Source organism: Aeromonas rivipollensis (genome assembly GCF_037811135.1).
Classification (GTDB): domain Bacteria; phylum Pseudomonadota; class Gammaproteobacteria; order Enterobacterales; family Aeromonadaceae; genus Aeromonas; species Aeromonas rivipollensis.
On record NZ_CP149130.1, the window covers coordinates 2,964,331 to 2,980,926 of the forward strand.

16 protein-coding genes are annotated in these 16,596 nt (G+C 61.4%); 9 read left to right on the top strand and 7 right to left on the bottom strand.

What is annotated here, in order from left to right; all coding sequences use genetic code 11:
- The first annotated feature begins 90 nt into the window (after positions 1-90).
- From eco to hdfR, 3 genes are all read left to right on the top strand, one after another.
- Positions 91-573 carry a serine protease inhibitor ecotin gene (eco, locus tag WIR04_RS13290; RefSeq protein ID WP_005328180.1) on the top strand — a complete coding sequence of 161 codons (483 nt, stop codon included), beginning with the start codon at positions 91-93 and terminating at the stop codon, positions 571-573.
- Between the two features lie 290 nt (positions 574-863).
- Complete coding sequence (gene maoP / locus WIR04_RS13295; protein WP_005328181.1) at positions 864-1,223, top strand: DUF413 domain-containing protein; 360 nt, start codon at positions 864-866, stop codon at positions 1,221-1,223.
- Positions 1,223-2,098, top strand: coding sequence for an HTH-type transcriptional regulator HdfR (gene hdfR, locus WIR04_RS13300; RefSeq protein WP_025326467.1), 876 nt, complete (start codon positions 1,223-1,225; stop codon positions 2,096-2,098). The genes maoP and hdfR overlap by 1 nt, the downstream gene beginning before the upstream one ends.
- Before the next feature lie 66 nt (positions 2,099-2,164).
- Here the strand turns inward: hdfR and tyrA are convergent, their stop codons facing one another.
- From tyrA to glpT, 6 genes are all read right to left on the bottom strand, one after another.
- Positions 2,165-3,304 (bottom strand): bifunctional chorismate mutase/prephenate dehydrogenase, encoded by a 1,140-nt coding sequence (tyrA, locus tag WIR04_RS13305; protein WP_338887533.1) that lies wholly within the window; start codon positions 3,302-3,304, stop codon positions 2,165-2,167.
- A 118-nt stretch (positions 3,305-3,422) separates the two neighbouring features.
- Complete coding sequence (locus WIR04_RS13310) at positions 3,423-4,496, bottom strand: 3-deoxy-7-phosphoheptulonate synthase (protein ID WP_338887535.1); 1,074 nt, start codon at positions 4,494-4,496, stop codon at positions 3,423-3,425.
- Between the two features lie 331 nt (positions 4,497-4,827).
- Positions 4,828-5,907 (bottom strand): glycerophosphodiester phosphodiesterase, encoded by a 1,080-nt coding sequence (gene glpQ / locus WIR04_RS13315; RefSeq protein ID WP_338887536.1) that lies wholly within the window; start codon positions 5,905-5,907, stop codon positions 4,828-4,830.
- A 103-nt stretch (positions 5,908-6,010) separates the two neighbouring features.
- Positions 6,011-7,498, bottom strand: a complete 1,488-nt coding sequence (gene glpD / locus WIR04_RS13320) for a glycerol-3-phosphate dehydrogenase (RefSeq protein ID WP_338887537.1) — start codon at positions 7,496-7,498, stop codon at positions 6,011-6,013.
- A 444-nt stretch (positions 7,499-7,942) separates the two neighbouring features.
- A complete protein-coding gene (locus tag WIR04_RS13325; protein WP_005328190.1) occupies positions 7,943-8,701 on the bottom strand; it encodes a DeoR/GlpR family transcriptional regulator in 759 nt (252 codons plus the stop codon).
- Between the two features lie 100 nt (positions 8,702-8,801).
- Positions 8,802-10,160, bottom strand: coding sequence for a glycerol-3-phosphate transporter (gene glpT, locus WIR04_RS13330; RefSeq protein ID WP_338887538.1), 1,359 nt, complete (start codon positions 10,158-10,160; stop codon positions 8,802-8,804).
- A gap of 488 nt (positions 10,161-10,648) precedes the next feature.
- On the opposite strand from glpT, the gene WIR04_RS13335 reads away from it, so the two are divergent.
- Positions 10,649-11,497: an MIP/aquaporin family protein gene (locus WIR04_RS13335; RefSeq protein WP_042648340.1), complete on the top strand. Its 849-nt coding sequence runs from the start codon at positions 10,649-10,651 to the stop codon at positions 11,495-11,497.
- 29 nt (positions 11,498-11,526) lie between these two features.
- Positions 11,527-13,029, top strand: a complete 1,503-nt coding sequence (gene glpK, locus WIR04_RS13340) for a glycerol kinase GlpK (protein WP_025326461.1) — start codon at positions 11,527-11,529, stop codon at positions 13,027-13,029.
- Positions 13,030-13,222: 193 nt separating this feature from the next.
- Here the strand turns inward: glpK and WIR04_RS13345 are convergent, their stop codons facing one another.
- Positions 13,223-14,125, bottom strand: a complete 903-nt coding sequence (locus tag WIR04_RS13345) for a LysR substrate-binding domain-containing protein (protein WP_338887543.1) — start codon at positions 14,123-14,125, stop codon at positions 13,223-13,225.
- Positions 14,126-14,276: 151 nt separating this feature from the next.
- On the opposite strand from WIR04_RS13345, the gene WIR04_RS13350 reads away from it, so the two are divergent.
- From WIR04_RS13350 to dkgB, 4 genes are all read left to right on the top strand, one after another.
- Positions 14,277-14,681, top strand: coding sequence for a DUF6404 family protein (locus WIR04_RS13350; protein ID WP_338887545.1), 405 nt, complete (start codon positions 14,277-14,279; stop codon positions 14,679-14,681).
- A gap of 20 nt (positions 14,682-14,701) precedes the next feature.
- Positions 14,702-15,064 (top strand): VOC family protein, encoded by a 363-nt coding sequence (locus WIR04_RS13355; RefSeq protein WP_338887546.1) that lies wholly within the window; start codon positions 14,702-14,704, stop codon positions 15,062-15,064.
- A gap of 166 nt (positions 15,065-15,230) precedes the next feature.
- Positions 15,231-15,521, top strand: a complete 291-nt coding sequence (locus WIR04_RS13360) for a putative quinol monooxygenase (RefSeq protein ID WP_338887548.1) — start codon at positions 15,231-15,233, stop codon at positions 15,519-15,521.
- 89 nt (positions 15,522-15,610) lie between these two features.
- Positions 15,611-16,414: a 2,5-didehydrogluconate reductase DkgB gene (dkgB, locus tag WIR04_RS13365; protein WP_338887551.1), complete on the top strand. Its 804-nt coding sequence runs from the start codon at positions 15,611-15,613 to the stop codon at positions 16,412-16,414.
- Positions 16,415-16,596 lie beyond the last annotated feature (182 nt).

Here is a 16,596-nt window from a genome sequence, read left to right on the forward strand (position 1 = left end):
GGTTCAGGCCGGTTTTGCGCGCCGGAGCGCTGGCGTGAAACCGGCAGAGCGGTTAGTCTAGCGGCGTTGAACCAATCCCATGAGGTACAGATGAAAACCGTATTGCGTTTTAGCCTGCTGGGCGCCTTGTTACTGGGCGGCCATGCCTTCGCCGCCGAACCGAAAAAATTTGATATCAGCATGTTCCCTGCCGCCGAAGTGAACCAGGAACGTGTCGTGATCCGCCTGCCGGAAGTCGAGAACGAAGCCGACATGATGGTCGAGCTGCAAGTGGGCAAGAAGATGCTGGTGGACTGCAACCTGCCCCGCTTCGCCGGCAACCTGGAGCAGCACAGTGTCAAGGGCTGGGGCTACAACTACCTGACCCTGGGCCAGGTCTCGGGTCCCGTCAGCACCCTGATGGCCTGCCCGGATGGCCAGAAGAAAGAGAGCTTCGTCCAGATCTATGGTCAGGGCTTCTTCGTGAACTACAACTCCAAGCTGCCGTTCGTCATCTATGTGCCCCAGGAGTATGAAGTGCGCTACCGTCTGTGGCGTGCCGACAACCTGGCCCAGCCAGCCATGATTGAATGAGTGCCCGACGCTCAGGTTCAGCCAATTCATGAACAAACAAGGGCGCCGTATGGCGCCTTTATTTTATGGTTTTCACCCTGCAGAGAGCGGGTCCAGCTGTACAAAACCTGACATAACTCCACTATTTTTCAGGCTTTTTGTGCTGCAGACCGCAAAATTCTCCCCCAGGATGAGACAAAGGCTGTTCGATAAAAGATATTTATTAACATAGTAAGAAAATTGATTTTGCACTCTGCGACGGCCTGATGATACTTGCCCGCAAAGGTCAAACTAACCAGAACAAGAGCACTATGAGCTTCGAATCAGACAAGCGTTTCAACGACTTCAAACATTTTCCCCGTGGCCTGCGTCGCAGTGGCGAATTCACCGTGGCCGAAGCTGACAGTCTGGAAAAATATGGCACTGTGATGCTGGCGCTCTATCAGGGCAACCTGGCCCCACGCGATGACGTAGAAAGTGCCTTCATCGAGCAGGTCAAGTCTGGCGCAGCCGGCAGCAACCCCCACGCCAAGGTGTGGTTCAAGTACCTTAAGGTGATTGGTCCCAAGCGGGTGCACCGTCTGTGCACAGTCGCGGGTGGCGCCAATGAAGATGCGGGCGGCAGCTTTGAAGGCGGTGGCGGCGGTGGCAGCGACGAGTCCCTCGATTAATGGATACCGAGCTGCTTCGGACCTTTATCGAGGTCAGCAAGACCCGGCACTTTGGCCGGGCTGCCGAGAATCTCTACCTGACCCAGTCGGCGGTGAGCTTTCGGATCCGCCAGCTCGAGCAGCAACTCGGGGTCAGCCTGTTTGCCCGCCATCGCAACAACATCCGTCTGACCGCCTCAGGTGAGCGTCTGCTGCCCTATGCAGACGCCATCTTGCACACGCTAGGCCGCGCCAAGCAGGACGTGGCCCTCTCCCCCGGTTTCAGTCAGCAGCTCGCCATAGGCGCGCCCGCGGTGTTCTGGGAGCTCGACTTCAATGACTGGCTCAACCATGTCTATGCGCTGGCCCCCGGCCTGGCAGTGCGGCTCGAGACCGCCTCCCGCGAGCACCTGTGCCGCCAGTTGCTGGAGCGCTCCCTCGATCTCGCCCTGCTCTCGGAGCCGACCAAGATAGACGAGATAGCCCTGCACCCCATAGGCGAGCTGGTGTTCGAGCTGGTGAGCCGGGAGCCGGCCGCCAATGCCGACAGCCTGATGCAGATGCCCCATATTCACCTCGACTGGGGCACCAGTTTCGAGCCGCCCTCGAGCCGGTTGCAGAGCCTGCAGAAGACCCCTGTGCTGCACTCGAGCTCAGCCAGCATGGCGCTGCAGTTCGTGCTGGCCAATGGGGGCGCCGCCTATCTGCCGCGGCGCATGGTGAGCCCCTTCCTGGAGCAGGGACAACTGCACCTGGTGGAAGGGGGGCAGGCGCTGAGCCGCCCGCTCTACCTCGCCTATCTGGAGAAATCCGATCGTCGGGAGCTGATCGATCAGCTGCTCACCCTGCCGCTGGGTTGGGATGGCGCCGATCTGCGGCTGCCATCCGCCGAGTAGCCGGGCTTCAGCCTGACCAACATGAAAAAAGGGGCCAAGAGGCCCCTTTGTTATGGATGCGTGCCATCAGTCGTGGTGACGGCGGTCGTTGGCCTGGGCCAGCAGGGTGCGGCTCTCCCGCAGGAACTCGTCGGCATGTTCGCCGAAGAAGCCGGACACTTGCGAGAAGGCCTCGATGAAGCCGGCTCTGTCCCCCCGCTCCAGCAGCCCCAGCGCTTCACCAAAGTTCTGGTAGTAGCGGCGGATCATCGCGAGGTTCTGCGGTGACGACAATATGATGTCGGCATAGAGGTGGGGATCCTGGGCAAACAGCCGCCCCACCATGGCGAGCTCCAGCCGGTAGATGGGGGAACTCAGGGCCAGCAGACGGTCGATGTTGGCCTGCTCCCGGGAGAGGTGCCAGCCGTAGGCGAAGGTGGCGAAGTGGCGCAGCGCCTGAATGAGGGTCATGGCCTCGTCGTGAGCCTTGGCCTCCACCTGCTGCAGCCGTGCGCCCCAGATGGTCATCTGATCCAGCAGCCACTGGCTGGCAGCAGCGTCACGGCCCTGACAGCAGACGATCACCTGCTTGGCAAGGCTCGCCACATCCGGCCCGAACATGGGGTGCAGCCCCAAGACAGGCCCCTGGTGCACTGCCAGCATGTGCTCGAGCGGTGCCGCCTTCACGCTGGTGACGTCCACCAGCAGGCAATCCGCAGGCAGCTTGCCGAGCCGGTCGATGATCTGGCAGGTGATGTCGATGGGCACCGCCACCATCACCAGACCCGCATCGGCGAGGATCTCGTCAGAGCGCGGCCAGTCCCCCTGCTCCAGGCTCTCGACCCGGTAACCGGAGAGGCCGAACATCTGGCCGAACAAGCGGCCAAGCTGACCCTGGCCGCCTATGATCACCACCTTGCCAAGATCCGGCTTCATGCACTTGAAGTGGTTCTCTTTTTCGCTGGCCGACTCGAGGATGTAGGACTCGCGCATCACCCGGCGCAACACGTCTTCGATGAGATCGCCGGGCACCCCCAGCAGTTCGGCCTCGGCCCGGCGGCGTGCCAGCATGCTCGCCTCCCTGTCCGGCGCATAGATGGGCAGGCCGTGGCGGCTCTTCACTTCACCCACTTCCCCCACCAGGGCCAGACGGGCGGCCAGCAGATCGATCAGCTGCTTGTCCACCACATCTATCTTGTCCCTGAGGGCATTCAACTCTTCAGCCATATCCAGTCCCTGCCGGCGCCGCTGGCGGCGGCGCCCTGTGATTCAAGAGGCAACAAGGTATCACTGCGTGGGCAGTGATACCTCTATGGTTCAATCAGTTACGACAAGATACCACGACTTACAGCGCGGTTCTGCTCTTGAGCGGCGCCGCCAGCTGGCTGTGGCAGCGGGCCAGCAGGGTTGCCGTGGTCTCCCAGTCGATGCAGGCATCGGTGATGGAGACGCCGTAGCGCATCTCGCACTTGGGCTGCTCGCTGGACTGGTTGCCCTCGAACAGGTTTGATTCGAGCATCACTCCGATGATGGAGCGGTTGCCCTCCTGGATCTGGTGGATCACGTTGTCGGCCACCTTGGGCTGCAGGCGGTGATCCTTGCTGGAGTTGCCGTGGCTGCAATCCACCACCAGACCGGGCAGCAGGCCCGCCTTCTCCAGCGCCTCTTCCGCCAACGACACATTGACCGAGTCGTAGTTCGGGTGCTTGCCACCACGCAGTATCACGTGGCCATCCGGGTTGCCCTGGGTCTGCAGCAGCGCGACCTGGCCCTGCTGGTTGATCCCCATGAAGGCGTGGGGGCTGGAGGCCGCCTGCAGCGCATTGATGGCGGTGCCGAGGTTACCGTCTGTGCCGTTCTTGAAGCCGACCGGCATGGAGAGGCCGGAAGCCATCTCCCTGTGGGTCTGGGATTCTGTAGTACGGGCGCCTATGGCCGACCAGGAGAAGAGCTCCGCCAGGTATTGGGGGCTGATGGGATCGAGGGCCTCGGTGGCCAGCGGCAGTTCCAGCTCCGCCAGCCAGCAGAGCAGCTCGCGGGCGCGGTGCAGCCCCAGCTCCACGTCGAAGGTGCCATCAAGGTTCGGGTCATTGATAAAGCCCTTCCAGCCGACAGTGGTGCGTGGCTTCTCAAAGTAGACCCGCATGACAATGTAGAGAGAGTCCTGGTAGGCATCATGCAGCGCTTTGAGTCTGGTTGCGTACTCTTTGGCGGCGTCCATGTCGTGGATGGAGCAGGGTCCACAGATCACCAGCAAGCGGTGATCGCGACGGTGGATGATGTCGGCTATGGTATTGCGGGCCCCTTGCACGAATGCCAGCGCGCGATCGGAGATGGGTAGTTTCTCCTTGAGCTGGGCAGGCGTGATCATCACTTGTTCGGACTGGATATGGATGTTGTTCAGGGGGTCTCTTTGCATTTTCTCATTCTCTCTACTGTATTTAAGCCAATCGCGCCAAGGTGTATTTATTTATTTACACAAGTCAGCGCTTTGTTACGCAACCGCCCTCACCTTACCAAGGAAAAACAAACAATCAAGTGAAACTAGCGGTTTACTGCATCAAGAGATGGATTAATGACCACCTGCGTGACCAAAATAGCCAGAAAGTAGCGTGTCAAAGCCCCCCTGCACCACGAAAAACGTAAACAAATAATTACACCCTGCACCTCATCACTCCCGGGGCTGGCCTGCCGCCATAAAAAAGCGGGGCACCTGGCCCCGCTTGCGTTCCCCTGTTGCTCTTCTTTTATTATTTGCCGTGGGCCTTGATGACCGCCACCGCCTTGTCCGGGAAGTCGCTGAACACCCCGTCCACATCCGCCTGATAGAGGAAGATGTTGAGCAGGTCGGTGAAGTCTTTGGCATAGGCCGGGATCTGCCCCTGATCCTGGCGGAAGGTATAAGGGTGCACCTTGAGGCCGGCGGCGTGGGCCTCCTTGACCATGGCGGTGAACACCGGCTTGCCGAGCGTGCCCGGCTCGGTGACTATCATCGGCTTCCAGGGGCCTATGCCGTCGGCGTAAGTGGCGATCTCCTTCATGGCGCCCGGCTTGAACATCCAGTCATAGCTGTAGGGGGTCGCCTGGCCCTTGGCGTCGTAAACCATGGTCTCATTCCAGTCGGTCTCGGCCATCAGCTGCACCAGCTTCAAGTCCATCCCTAAGGCGGGCATCAGCTCGCCGTTGATGCGCTTGAGCTCGTCCACATCGAAGCTCTGCAGATAGACTTTGTCGCCCTTGCCGGTGTAGCCGTACTCCTTGAGCACGGTAAGCACGGCTCTTGAAATGTCCTTGCCCTCATGGCGGAATAGCCAGGGGGCCTTGATCTCCGGGTAGATGCCGATCTCTTTGCCGGTGCTCTTGTTGAGCCCCTGGATCATCTCTATCTCTTCCTGGAAGGTGTGGATCTTGAAGTCGGACTTCCACAGCGGGAAGCGGGCCGGATAGACGGGCACCTGCTTGCCCTCCACCAGCTGGAAGGGCTCCGTCATGCGCAGGGAGTGCACCTCGGCCAGGGTGAAGTCCACCACGTAGTAGCGTCCGTCCGGGCGGGCGCGGCCGGGGAAACGTGTCGCCACGTCCGTGATGCCGTCGAGGAAGTGATCGTGCATCACCACCAGCTGGTCATCCCTGGTCATCACCAGATCCTGCTCCAGGTAATCGGCCCCCATGCCATAGGCCAGCGCCTTGGATTCCAGGGTGTGCTCGGGCAGATAGCCGGAGGCGCCACGGTGGGCGATCACTATCTTGCCGTCATCCGCGGCCAGGGCGGGCAAGGCGAGGGCAACCCCGAGGCCGAGGGCCACCAGGGAGAGGTGAGGTTGTTTCATAAGAACGGCTCTTTGTTATTGTTTATTGGATGTAGGTAGTTGTTATAGCAGAGGTTTATTGCAGTTTAACGGCGGCGGGCGGCCAGGGCCGCCCGCCTTGTCATCAGCTTGCCTTGGGCAGGGCGTGATGGTGTTGCTCCAGCCAGGCGTGCAGTTGCTGTTGCTCGGCATCACAGAGGCGCAGCCCCAGCTTGCTGCGACGCCACAGTATGTCTTCCATCGAATGGGCCCACTCGCGGCTGATCAGATAGCGCACTTCCGACTCGTACAGCCCGGCACCAAAGTGCTGGCCGCGCTCCTCGTGCAGCCAGAGACGGGCATGACTGCCATAGGCCTCGGCGATGCGGCGGGCGCTGCGCTCATCCAGCCAGTCGAATTCGAGCATGTAGGCGCGAGCCAGCTCGGTGGTGGAGCAGTCGAACTCGCCACCGGGCAGCCGGCTGCTGGCTGTCCAGTCATCCCCCATCTGGCTGAACCAGGGCTTGAGCTTGTTGCAGGCGGCCTGGGCCAGCTTGCGATAGGTGGTGAGCTTGCCGCCAAACACCGACAAGAGTGGCGCACCGTCGGATTCGCCGGAGAGCTCGAGGGTGTAGTCGCGGGTCACCGCCTGGGGAGAGTCGGACTCGTCATCGCAGAGCGGCCGCACCCCGGCATAGGTCCAGATGACCTCGGAGGGCGCAATCTGGCGGGTGAAGTGGGCGTTGACCACCTTGCACAGGTAATTGATCTCGGCCTCGCTGATCTTCGCCTCCCGCGGGCTGCCATGGTGCTCCACGTCCGTGGTGCCGATCAGGGAGTAGTCCTGCTGGTAGGGGATGACGAAGACGATGCGGTTGTCCTCGTTTTGCAGGATATAGGCCTCTTCGCGCTCGTGGATGCGCGGCACTATGATGTGGCTGCCCTTGATGAGGCGAATGCCGCGCGGGGATTTCTCGTGCAGGCTCTCGTCATAGAAGGTCTTGACCCAGGGACCGGCCGCATTGACCAGGCCACGGCAGGTGACATTGAACTGCTCGCCCCCTTCCCGCTCCAGGGTCAGGGTCCAGTGCTTGGATCCGCGCACCGCCTTGACGCAGCGGGTGCGGGTCTGCACCTCGGCGCCCTTGTCCCGGGCCATCATGGCGTTGAGCACCACCAGGCGGGCGTCGTCGACCCAGGCGTCCGAGTACTCGAAGCCCTTGTTGATGCCGCTCTTGAGACCATCTTGCGGCAGGAAGCGCAGGCCGCAGCTGCCCTTGAGCTTGTCGCGCTTGGCCAGGTTGTCGTAGAGGAAGAGGCCGGCACGGATCATCCAGGCCGGACGCAGGTGCGGGCGGTGCGGCAGACGGAAGCGCATGGGACGGGCGATGTGCGGCGCCATGCCGAGCAGCACCTCCCGCTCCGCCAGCGCCTCTTTCACCAGCCTGAATTCGTAATGTTCAAGATAGCGCAAGCCGCCGTGGATCAGCTTGCTGGAGTTGGACGAGGTGGCCGAGGCGAGATCCTGCGCCTCGAACAGCGCCACCTTCAGCCCCCGCCCCGCCGCATCCGCCGCAATGCCGACCCCGTTGATGCCGCCGCCGACGACGACCAGATCATAATGTTCGCTCATGTTCACCTACTTTCTTATTTTGTGTTTGCCATGCCGGCAATGTTTGATTTCGCTCATATTAGAACATGAAAAAATGATAAACGAACATTTTATGAGGGAAATGTGATCGCGATTGTTCTGACAATGCTAAAAATGCTGCCAGCAGGTGACAAGATGCCACCCCGAGCCTTGCCATGGCACCTCCTGTCAGGGTGAATCTGCCACAGCGGATGTCGGCGCGGCTGCCCGGGCCCACAGGATCCGGGTCCGAAGCACGCACAACCACAGAAGATAAGGAGAGCGCCGTAGCTTTTAGCTCAAGCCGCGCAGCGACCAGCAGAGCACAGGGACAAATGGGGAAAGGCAGCAGGAGCAAGGCGTCCGCCATGGGACAAAATCTGAATAGAGGGCAACAAGAAAGCGGCCGCCCGGTGGCGGCCTGATGCTAATACGGCGTGGGGGAGCTCAGCAGATGTGGCAGGCTATCTGATGCTGGGACATCAGTCGCATCAACTTCTCCGGCGGCTCCTGATCCGTGAACAGGGCGTGGATCTGGTTGAGGTTGCCGAGGTTGACCATGGCATTGCGCCCGAACTTGGTGTGGTCGGCGGCCAGGAACACCTGGCGGGAATGGGCGATGATGGCCTGGGCGATCTTCACCTCGTGGTAGTCGAAATCGAGCAATGAGCCGTCGTTGTCGATGCCGGAGATGCCGATGACGCCATAGTCCATGCGGAACTGGCCGATGAAGTCACGGGTCGCCTCCCCCACTATGCCGCCATCCCGGTTGCGGATCTCGCCACCGGCGATGATGACGGTGAAGTCATCCTTGGCGGTGAGAATGCTGGCGACGTTGAGGTTGTTGGTGACCACGCGCAGCTCCCGGTGATCGAGCAGGGCGCGGGCGATGGCTTCCGTGGTGGTGCCGATGTCGATGAAGAGGGACGAGCCGTCCGGAATATTGGCGGCCACCTCGCGAGCGATGCGCTCCTTCTCCTTGAGCTGCATCACCTTGCGGGCGCTGTAGGCGGTATTGACGGTACTCGAATGCAGGGAGGCCCCGCCGTGATGGCGCCTTATCTTGTTCTGCTCGGCGAGATCGTTCAGATCCCGGCGAATGGTCTGGGGGCTGACGTCAAAATGGGTCACCAGATCGTCGGTCGAGACAAATCCCTGCCTTGTCAGAACGTCCAGGATCTCCAGATGTCGTTGGGTTTGCTTCACGCTTGCACTCCGCTTGAGAGACGAAAAAAGGCCCCGGCATTGCGGGGCCTTTGGCAGTGTACCCTATCCCTTTTCGGACTGATAAGGGCAGGATCACGTTTTATGCCTTGTCGGCAGCGGCCTTCTTGGCAGCGACGGCGATGTTCTCATGCTTGAGGGTCATGGCCAGCAGCACTATGGAGAGCACGCAAGATGCGGTCAGCACCATGAAACCGCCGTCCCAGCCGAAGTGGTCAACGGTGTAGCCCAGCATGGCGTTGGCCGCCACGGCGCCACCCAGATAACCGAACAGCCCGGTGAAGCCCGCCGCTGTACCGGCCGCCTTCTTGGGTGCCAGCTCAAGGGCGTAGAGACCGATCAGCATGACGGGGCCGTAGATGAGGAAGCCGATGGCGACCAGGGCCATCATGTCGATGGTGGGGTTGCCCGCCGGGTTGAGCCAGTAGACCAGCACGGCCAGGGTCACCAGCACCATGAACAGTATGCCGGCCGGGGCGCGGCGGCCCTGGAACATCTTGTCAGAGATCCAGCCGCACAGCAGGGTGCCCGGAATACCGGCCCACTCATAGAGGAAGTAGGCCCAGGAGGAGTGATCCACGCTGAAGTCCTTGGCTTCCTTGAGGTAGGTCGGTGCCCAGTCCAGCACGCCATAGCGAATCAGGTAGACGAAGGCGTTGGCAATGGCGATGTACCACAAGAGCTTGTTGTGCAGCACGTACTTCATGAAGATCTCCTTGGCGGAGAACTCCTGCTCGTGACTCTCGTTGTAATCCTTCGGGTAGTCGTTCTTGTACTCCTCGATGGGCGGCAGACCCACGGATTGCGGGGTATCACGCATCACGAAGAAGGCGATCACCGCAATGGCGGCGGCGGCCGCAGCCGGTACATAGAAGGCACTGCGCCAGTCGTTGAACCAGCCCATGCCGAGGATGAACAGCGGACCTATCATGCCGCCACCCACGTTGTGGGCCACGTTCCAGACCGCGACCACTTCGCCCCGCTCCTTCTGTGACCACCAGTGCACCATGGTGCGACCACAGGGCGGCCAGCCCATGCCCTGAACCCAGCCGTTGAGGAACAGCAGCACGAACATGATAGCGATGCTGGAGGTAGCCCAGTGCACAGTCCCCATCATGAACATGATGCCGGCCGAGAGCAGCAGGCCGGCGGAGAGGAAGTAGCGCGCATTGGAGCGGTCCGACACGTTCCCCATCAGGAATTTGGAGAGACCATAGGCAATGGAGACACCGGACAGGGCCAGGCCCAGATCGCCGCGGGAGAAGCCCTGCTCGATGAGGTAGGGCATCGCCAGACTGAAGTTCTTGCGCACCAGGTAGTAGCCGGCATAACCGAAGAAGATCCCGAAAAACACCTGCCAGCGCATGCGTTTGTAGAAGGGATCCACCTTGTCGGCTGGTAGCCGCTCTATGTGGGGTGCAGGCCTGAAGAGACTAAGCATGTTCTGCTTCCTTATTGTTGTTATGGGCGGTTGAGGGTGCCCCGATCATGCCTGCGACCAGATGAGTCCTTATTCGCAAGCGAGCCTATTGTGCTCATTTGTGAACATTCAATCTGTGATGAAGGCTAAATTATTGCAGTTTTATTACAAAAAATGTCACCTGATGAGTGATCGCTCATCGGCCGCCGGCCCTTGCAGGGCAAGGAATGCGGCCACCCACTAAGGAGTATTAACACCGCTAACAGTTGCTTTTCGTCACATTTTCTTAGCAATGAATGGGATCTTGTCCACATTTCCGGTGGCGGGGGTCTGGTGAATTGGCACAGAAGGTTTATTTTCTCTCTCGTCCAAGAACGAGCGCAAACGAGCATAACGTTTGCGTCAGCTCAAATAACAAGAAGAAACGTTTTCGGACGCAAAAAATGGGAATGCAAGATAACGAAACGGAACATCAAACCTACTCTGGGTGGATATAAGGAATAACAACTATGAGCATACAAAGACCCAATACCCTGCTCGGCGAGTGCCTCGCCGAGTTTATCGGCACCGGCCTGCTGATCTTCTTCGGCGTCGGTTGCGTGGCCGCCCTGGTGCTGGCTGGCGCCAACTTCGGGCAATGGGAAATCTCCATTACCTGGGGCCTGGGGGTCGCCATCGCCATCTACGTGACCGGCGGCATCTCTGGCGCCCACCTGAACCCGGCGGTGACCCTGGCACTGATGACCTTCTGCGGCTTCGACAAGCGCAAGGTGGTGCCCTTCATCATCGCCCAGATAGCGGGTGCCTTCGCCTCCGCCGCCCTGGTCTACTTCCTCTATGGCAACCTCTTCACCCAGTGGGAACTGACCCACAACGTGGTGCGCGGCAGCGTAGAGAGCCTCGGCACCGCTGGCATCTTCTCCACCTACCCCAATGCCCTGCTCTCCAACATGCAGGCATTCGCGGTCGAGCTGGTGATCACCGCCGTCCTGATGCTGGGCATCATGGCGCTGGGTGACAACAACAACGGTGCCCCCAAAGGCTTCGCCGCCGCCCTGCTGATCGGCATACTGATCGCGGTGATCGGCGCCTCCCTCGGCCCCTTGACCGGCTTTGCCATGAACCCGGCCCGTGACTTTGGTCCCAAACTGTTCGCCTTCTTTGCAGGCTGGGGCGATGTGGCCCTGACCGGCGGTCGCGACAATCCCTACTTCTGGGTCCCCATCCTCGGCCCCATAGTCGGCGCCCAGCTGGGTACCGCTCTGTATGTGAAAGTGCTGGCTCCCTGCGTCCCGGGCAACCGTGTCGCGACCGAAGAAGCCGCCAAGCTGTCCAATAAAGAAGAGGCCGCCGCCTAAGAGCGGTCCCCCCAAACGTGGAGAACATCATGTCTGCTGAAAAGAAATTTGTCGTCGCGCTGGATCAAGGTACCACCTCCTCCCGTGCCATAGTGTTCGATCAGGACGCCAACATAGTCGCGACCTCACAGCGCGAATTCACCCAGCACTACCCCAAGGCGGGCTGGGTCGAGCACGACCCCATGGAGATCTGGGCGACCCAGTCCTCCGTCTTCACCGAGGTGCTGGCCAAGAGCGGCCTGCACAGCGAGCAGATTGCCGCCATCGGCATCACCAACCAGCGTGAAACCACAGTGGTATGGGAAAAGGCCACCGGCAAGCCCGTCTACAACGCCATCGTCTGGCAGTGCCGCCGCACCGCGGCCATCTGTGAAGAACTCAAGGCCCGCGGCCTGGAAGAGTACGTACGCGAGAACACCGGCCTGGTGCTGGACGCCTACTTCTCCGGCACCAAGGTGAAGTGGATCCTGGACAACGTTGAAGGGGCCCGCGAGAAGGCGATGAACGGCGAGCTGCTGTTCGGCACCATCGACACCTGGCTGGTGTGGAAGATGACCAACGGCGAAGTGCACGTCACCGACCCGACCAACGCGTCGCGCACCATGCTCTACAACATCCGCGATCTGAAGTGGGACGAGCGGATGCTGGACGAGCTGGGCATCCCCGCCTCCATGCTGCCGGAGGTCAAACCCTCCTCCGAGGTGTATGGCTACACCACCCGTGGCGGCGGCTCCCGCATCCCCATCGCCGGCATCGCCGGTGACCAGCAGTCTGCCCTGTTCGGCCAGCTCTGCTTCGAGAAGGGAATGGCCAAGAACACCTATGGCACCGGCTGCTTCCTGCTGATGAACACCGGCACAGAGCCTGTCCGCTCCAGCAACGGCCTGCTGACCACTGTCGCCATCGGCCCGAAAGGGGAAGTGAACTATGCGCTGGAAGGGGCTGTCTTTATGGGCGGCGCCACCATCCAGTGGCTGCGTGACGAGCTGAAGATCATCCACGATGCCCGCGACACCGACTACTTCGCGAGCAAGGTGGGCGACACCAACGGCGTCTACCTGGTGCCGGCCTTCGTGGGCCTGGGCGCCCCCTACTGGGATCCCTATGCTCGCGGCACCATGGTCGGCCTGACCCGTGGCGCCAACCGCAACCACATCATCCGTGCCGCGCTGGAATCCATCGCCTACCAGAGCCGCGACGTACTGGATGCCATGCAGCAGGACTCCGGCATCAAGCTGGCGGCGCTGAAGGTAGACGGTGGCGCCGTCGCCAACGACTTCCTGATGCAGTTCCAGGCTGACATGATGCACACCCCTGTGGTGCGTCCGACCCGCATCGAGACCACCGCCATGGGCGCCGCCTTCCTGGCAGGCCTCGCCGTCGGCTTCTGGAAGAGCTCAGAAGAGCTGGAAGACAAGTTCAGCGTGGACAGGGAGTTCATTCCCCAGATGGACAAAGCCGATCGTGCCAAGCGTTACAGCGGCTGGCAGAAGGCGGTCGAACGCTCACGCCGCTGGGCGGAAGAGGATTAATCGGGCAGCCGATGCATCCTTGAGATGAAAACGAACGAGGCCGACAGCGATGTCGGCCTCTTTTTATTGGCGAGCGCAGGTGTTCTGACCGCACCTTACCCCAGCCCTCCCCTTGCCAAGGGATGGGAGAAAATGACCCCTCCCCCTCGTGGAGGGGGAGGCCGGGAGGGAGTTGGCACTGTCGGCATGCCCTCTACAACGCCTCGGCGCCGAGCAGCTCTTTCAGGAAGTCGAGCCAGACCCGCAGCCGGATATCCCGCTGGGCATCGGAGTAGAAGACCGCATGAATGGGGCGCGAGGCGCCGCTGTTGCTGCGGGCCAGCACCTCCACCAGAGCCCCGCTCGCCCTGTCCTCTCCCGTCATGAAGTCCGACAGGCAGACGATCCCCTGACCTCTGAGCGCCAGCTGGCGCAGGGTCTCGCCACTGCTGGCCCTAAGCGTCGGGGTGATGGCGAACCTGTCTCCCTGCTCCGTGCTGAGCAGGGGCCAGTGGTTGAGGTGATCGGGGTGCAAAAAGCCGAGCAGCTCGTGGCCCGCCAGCAAGTCAGCCGGCTGGCGCGGGGTGCCGCGCTCGCTTAGATAGGCGGGAGAGGCCAGCAGCCGCAGCTTGGATCGCCCGAGCGGCAGGGCGCGCAGGGAGGAGTCGGTCAGCTCGCCGATGCGAATGGCCATGTCCACCCGCCGCTCCATCAGGTTGATAAAACCCTCGGAGCTGTGCAGTTGCAGCTCTATGCCGGGGTAGCGGCGGCGGAACTCGCCGATGATGGGCACCAGCCGGTGCAGGATGAAGGGGGTGGCGGCATCGACCCTCAGTATTCCCTCGGGTTGTTCCCGGCGCATCAGCAGATGGCTCTCCGCCTCGCTCATCTCGGTCAGCACCTTCACCGCCCGCTGATAGAACCAGCGCCCCTCCTCGGTCAGGCTGACCCGCCGGGTGGTGCGATTGAGCAGCACCGTGGCGAGCTTCTCCTCCAGCCGCTTGATGCCGCGGCTCACCACAGAATTGTCCATGCCGAGGTTCTCCGCCGCCTGGCGAAAACTGCCCGCCTCCACCACGGCCACGAACAGGGTCAATTCATCGGAATGGGTCTTCATTGTTGTTGTCCTGGCAAGAGTCATGGGCCTTTATAGGCGCAATGGCCGGGAGCTGGCAAGACAGGCGTCGCTTCGTATCGTGACGCACCGCCTGTTTTATCTCCGCCCTTGCCAGTACAATGCCGCCAAATAGCACCGTATGAAGCCAAACATGCACAGAGACGACCCCCTAGTATTCGCACACAGGCTGGATGCCGCCCATCGGGAGCTGGCCGACAAGGGCGTGCAGGAACTCAACTACAACCCGCCGATCATCTGGCTGCTGCGAAAGGCGGGGTTCACCATCAGGCCGCCCCACTACGAACGCTTTCTGGTCAACGTCCTTGCCCTGGGACTCCCCATCGGCGCTATCTGGGGGGTGTTGATGTGGTACCTCGGCTGGCAAGATGAGGTGAGCCCGGGGTTTGCCCTGCTCCAGAGCCTGCTGTTTGGCATCGGGCTCGGTCTGCTGATGGGGACCTGGTTCTGGTTTCGGCGCAAGCAGCTCAAGCTGACCCCCTGGGACACCTTGCCCCACGCCACGATCCGCACGCAAAAACGCTGGCAACCGAAATAATCACCGACAAGGAGACCCTTATGACCAGGGCCCATGAAAAACTGAACTATGTGGAGTTCGCGGCCAGGGATCTTGCCGCCACCAAGGCCTTCTTTCAGGCCTCTTTCGGCTGGCAATTTGCCGACTACGGCCCCGACTACTGCGCCTTCGAGGGAGAAGGGCTGGATGGCGGCTTCTATCGTGCGGATCTGTGCGGCCAGAGCGCCCAGGGCGGCGCTCTCCTGGTGTTCTACAGCGCCGATATCGAGGAGACCCAGGCCAAGGTGCAGCACCATGGCGGCATCATCAACCGCCCGCTGTTTGACTTCCCCGGCGGCCGCCGCTTTCACTTCGTCGAGCCCAGCGGCAACGAGTTTGCGGTCTGGTCCGAACCGGCGGCCTGATGGCGAGGGGCGTCCCGGCGCTCCCTGCTCTTTTTACCTCCTCGCCTCCACCTCGCCCCTGCCCATCTATTGCTGCTCTTATCTCAATAGTGTTTTGTGACTGCTGCCCTGTTTCCCCCAGTCTGCCGGGGGCATACTGACCGTCGTTTTTTGCAAGGAGGTGCCCATGTCATCCCCCCTGATCGTGATTGCCGAGCTCGAGGCCAAACCTGAATTCGCCGCCGAGTGTCGGGCCGCCCTGACGCCGCTCGTCAACGCCAGCCGGCAAGAGCCCGGGTGCCTTGGCTACCGGCTGCACCAGAGCCTGGAGAGCCCCCACGGCTGGATGATCCACGAGGAGTGGGAGAGCGAGGCAGCCCTCAGCGCCCACCAGCAAGAACCCCATTTTCTCGCCTTCGTGGCCAACACCCTGGGCTGGTTTGCCAGCACCAGCGTTCGCCGCTATCAACTAGCCTGAATCCAGTTGCGGCCTCTCCCCTGCCCGCCCTGGATGCGAAGATGGGCCGACACAATATTGAGCGTAGAAACAATAATTTGAGGAATATGATGATGAAGATGCCCAACCTGGGTCTTGGTACCTTCCGCCTGAAAGATCAGCCCCTGCGCGACTCCCTGCTGCAGGGTCTGGAACTCGGCTATCGCCACATAGATACCGCCCAGATCTATGACAACGAGGCCGACGTGGGCCGCTTGATGAGCGAAAGTGGCGTCCCCCGCCAGGATATCTACCTGACCACCAAGGTGTGGACCAGCGAATTTGGCCCGGGCAAGGTGATCCCGAGCCTGGAGCTGAGCCTGGAGAAACTGGGCACCGACTATCTGGATCTGGCGCTCATTCACTGGCCCTCCCCCAAGGATGCGGTGCCGATGGCGGTCTATCTGGAGCAGCTGGCCGAGGCCAAAGCCCGGGGCCTGACCCGGGAGATCGGGGTCTCCAACTTCACGGTCGCCCAGCTTAAAGAAGCCATCGCTATCCTGGGGCCGGGTGCCATCGCCCACCAGCAGGTGGAGATCCATCCCCTGCTGCAAAACCGCAAGGTGGTGGAGTTCTGCCAGGATCAGGGCATCGCCATCACCGCCTATATGCCGCTTGCCTATGGCAAGGTGCTGAGCGAAACACTGCTGATGGAGATCGGCAAGCGCCACGGCGTCTCGGCGGCCCAGGTGTCCCTGGCCTGGCTGCTGGCCCAGAACATGGCGGTTATCCCGAGCTCCACCAAGCGGGAGAACCTGGCCGCCAACCTGGCCGCCCTCAAGGTGCAACTCAGCCCCGAGGAGATGGCACAGATTGCCACCCTGGAGCGGGGTGAGCGCTGCGCCAACCCGGACTTCGCCCCGAATTGGGATTGAGCCCCCTCATCCCCAGCCCTTCTCCCGCCAGGGGAGAAGGGAGCACAGATAACCCGACACCATCGGCGAGAACCCCAGCGGGAGGCATCATGCCTCCCGCTTTTTTGTCTCCAGTATCGCTCCAGCCGCCCGCGCCGCTGACCCCCACCTCTGCAACCCGCCCTTGCCCCTTTCCTCTTTGT

Bases quoted from the DNA above. Each gene is read 5' to 3' on its own strand.
- eco (WP_005328180.1), top strand. From the start codon at position 91: ATGAAAACCGTATTGCGTTTTAGCCTGCTGGGCGCCTTGTTACTGGGC.
- maoP (WP_005328181.1), top strand. From the start codon at position 864: ATGAGCTTCGAATCAGACAAGCGTTTCAACGACTTCAAACATTTTCCC.
- hdfR (WP_025326467.1), top strand. From the start codon at position 1,223: ATGGATACCGAGCTGCTTCGGACCTTTATCGAGGTCAGCAAGACCCGG.
- tyrA (WP_338887533.1), bottom strand. From the start codon at position 3,304: ATGGCTGAAGAGTTGAATGCCCTCAGGGACAAGATAGATGTGGTGGAC.
- WIR04_RS13310 (WP_338887535.1), bottom strand. From the start codon at position 4,496: ATGCAAAGAGACCCCCTGAACAACATCCATATCCAGTCCGAACAAGTG.
- glpQ (WP_338887536.1), bottom strand. From the start codon at position 5,907: ATGAAACAACCTCACCTCTCCCTGGTGGCCCTCGGCCTCGGGGTTGCC.
- glpD (WP_338887537.1), bottom strand. From the start codon at position 7,498: ATGAGCGAACATTATGATCTGGTCGTCGTCGGCGGCGGCATCAACGGG.
- glpT (WP_338887538.1), bottom strand. From the start codon at position 10,160: ATGCTTAGTCTCTTCAGGCCTGCACCCCACATAGAGCGGCTACCAGCC.
- WIR04_RS13335 (WP_042648340.1), top strand. From the start codon at position 10,649: ATGAGCATACAAAGACCCAATACCCTGCTCGGCGAGTGCCTCGCCGAG.
- glpK (WP_025326461.1), top strand. From the start codon at position 11,527: ATGTCTGCTGAAAAGAAATTTGTCGTCGCGCTGGATCAAGGTACCACC.
- WIR04_RS13345 (WP_338887543.1), bottom strand. From the start codon at position 14,125: ATGAAGACCCATTCCGATGAATTGACCCTGTTCGTGGCCGTGGTGGAG.
- WIR04_RS13350 (WP_338887545.1), top strand. From the start codon at position 14,277: ATGCACAGAGACGACCCCCTAGTATTCGCACACAGGCTGGATGCCGCC.
- WIR04_RS13355 (WP_338887546.1), top strand. From the start codon at position 14,702: ATGACCAGGGCCCATGAAAAACTGAACTATGTGGAGTTCGCGGCCAGG.
- WIR04_RS13360 (WP_338887548.1), top strand. From the start codon at position 15,231: ATGTCATCCCCCCTGATCGTGATTGCCGAGCTCGAGGCCAAACCTGAA.
- dkgB (WP_338887551.1), top strand. From the start codon at position 15,611: ATGATGAAGATGCCCAACCTGGGTCTTGGTACCTTCCGCCTGAAAGAT.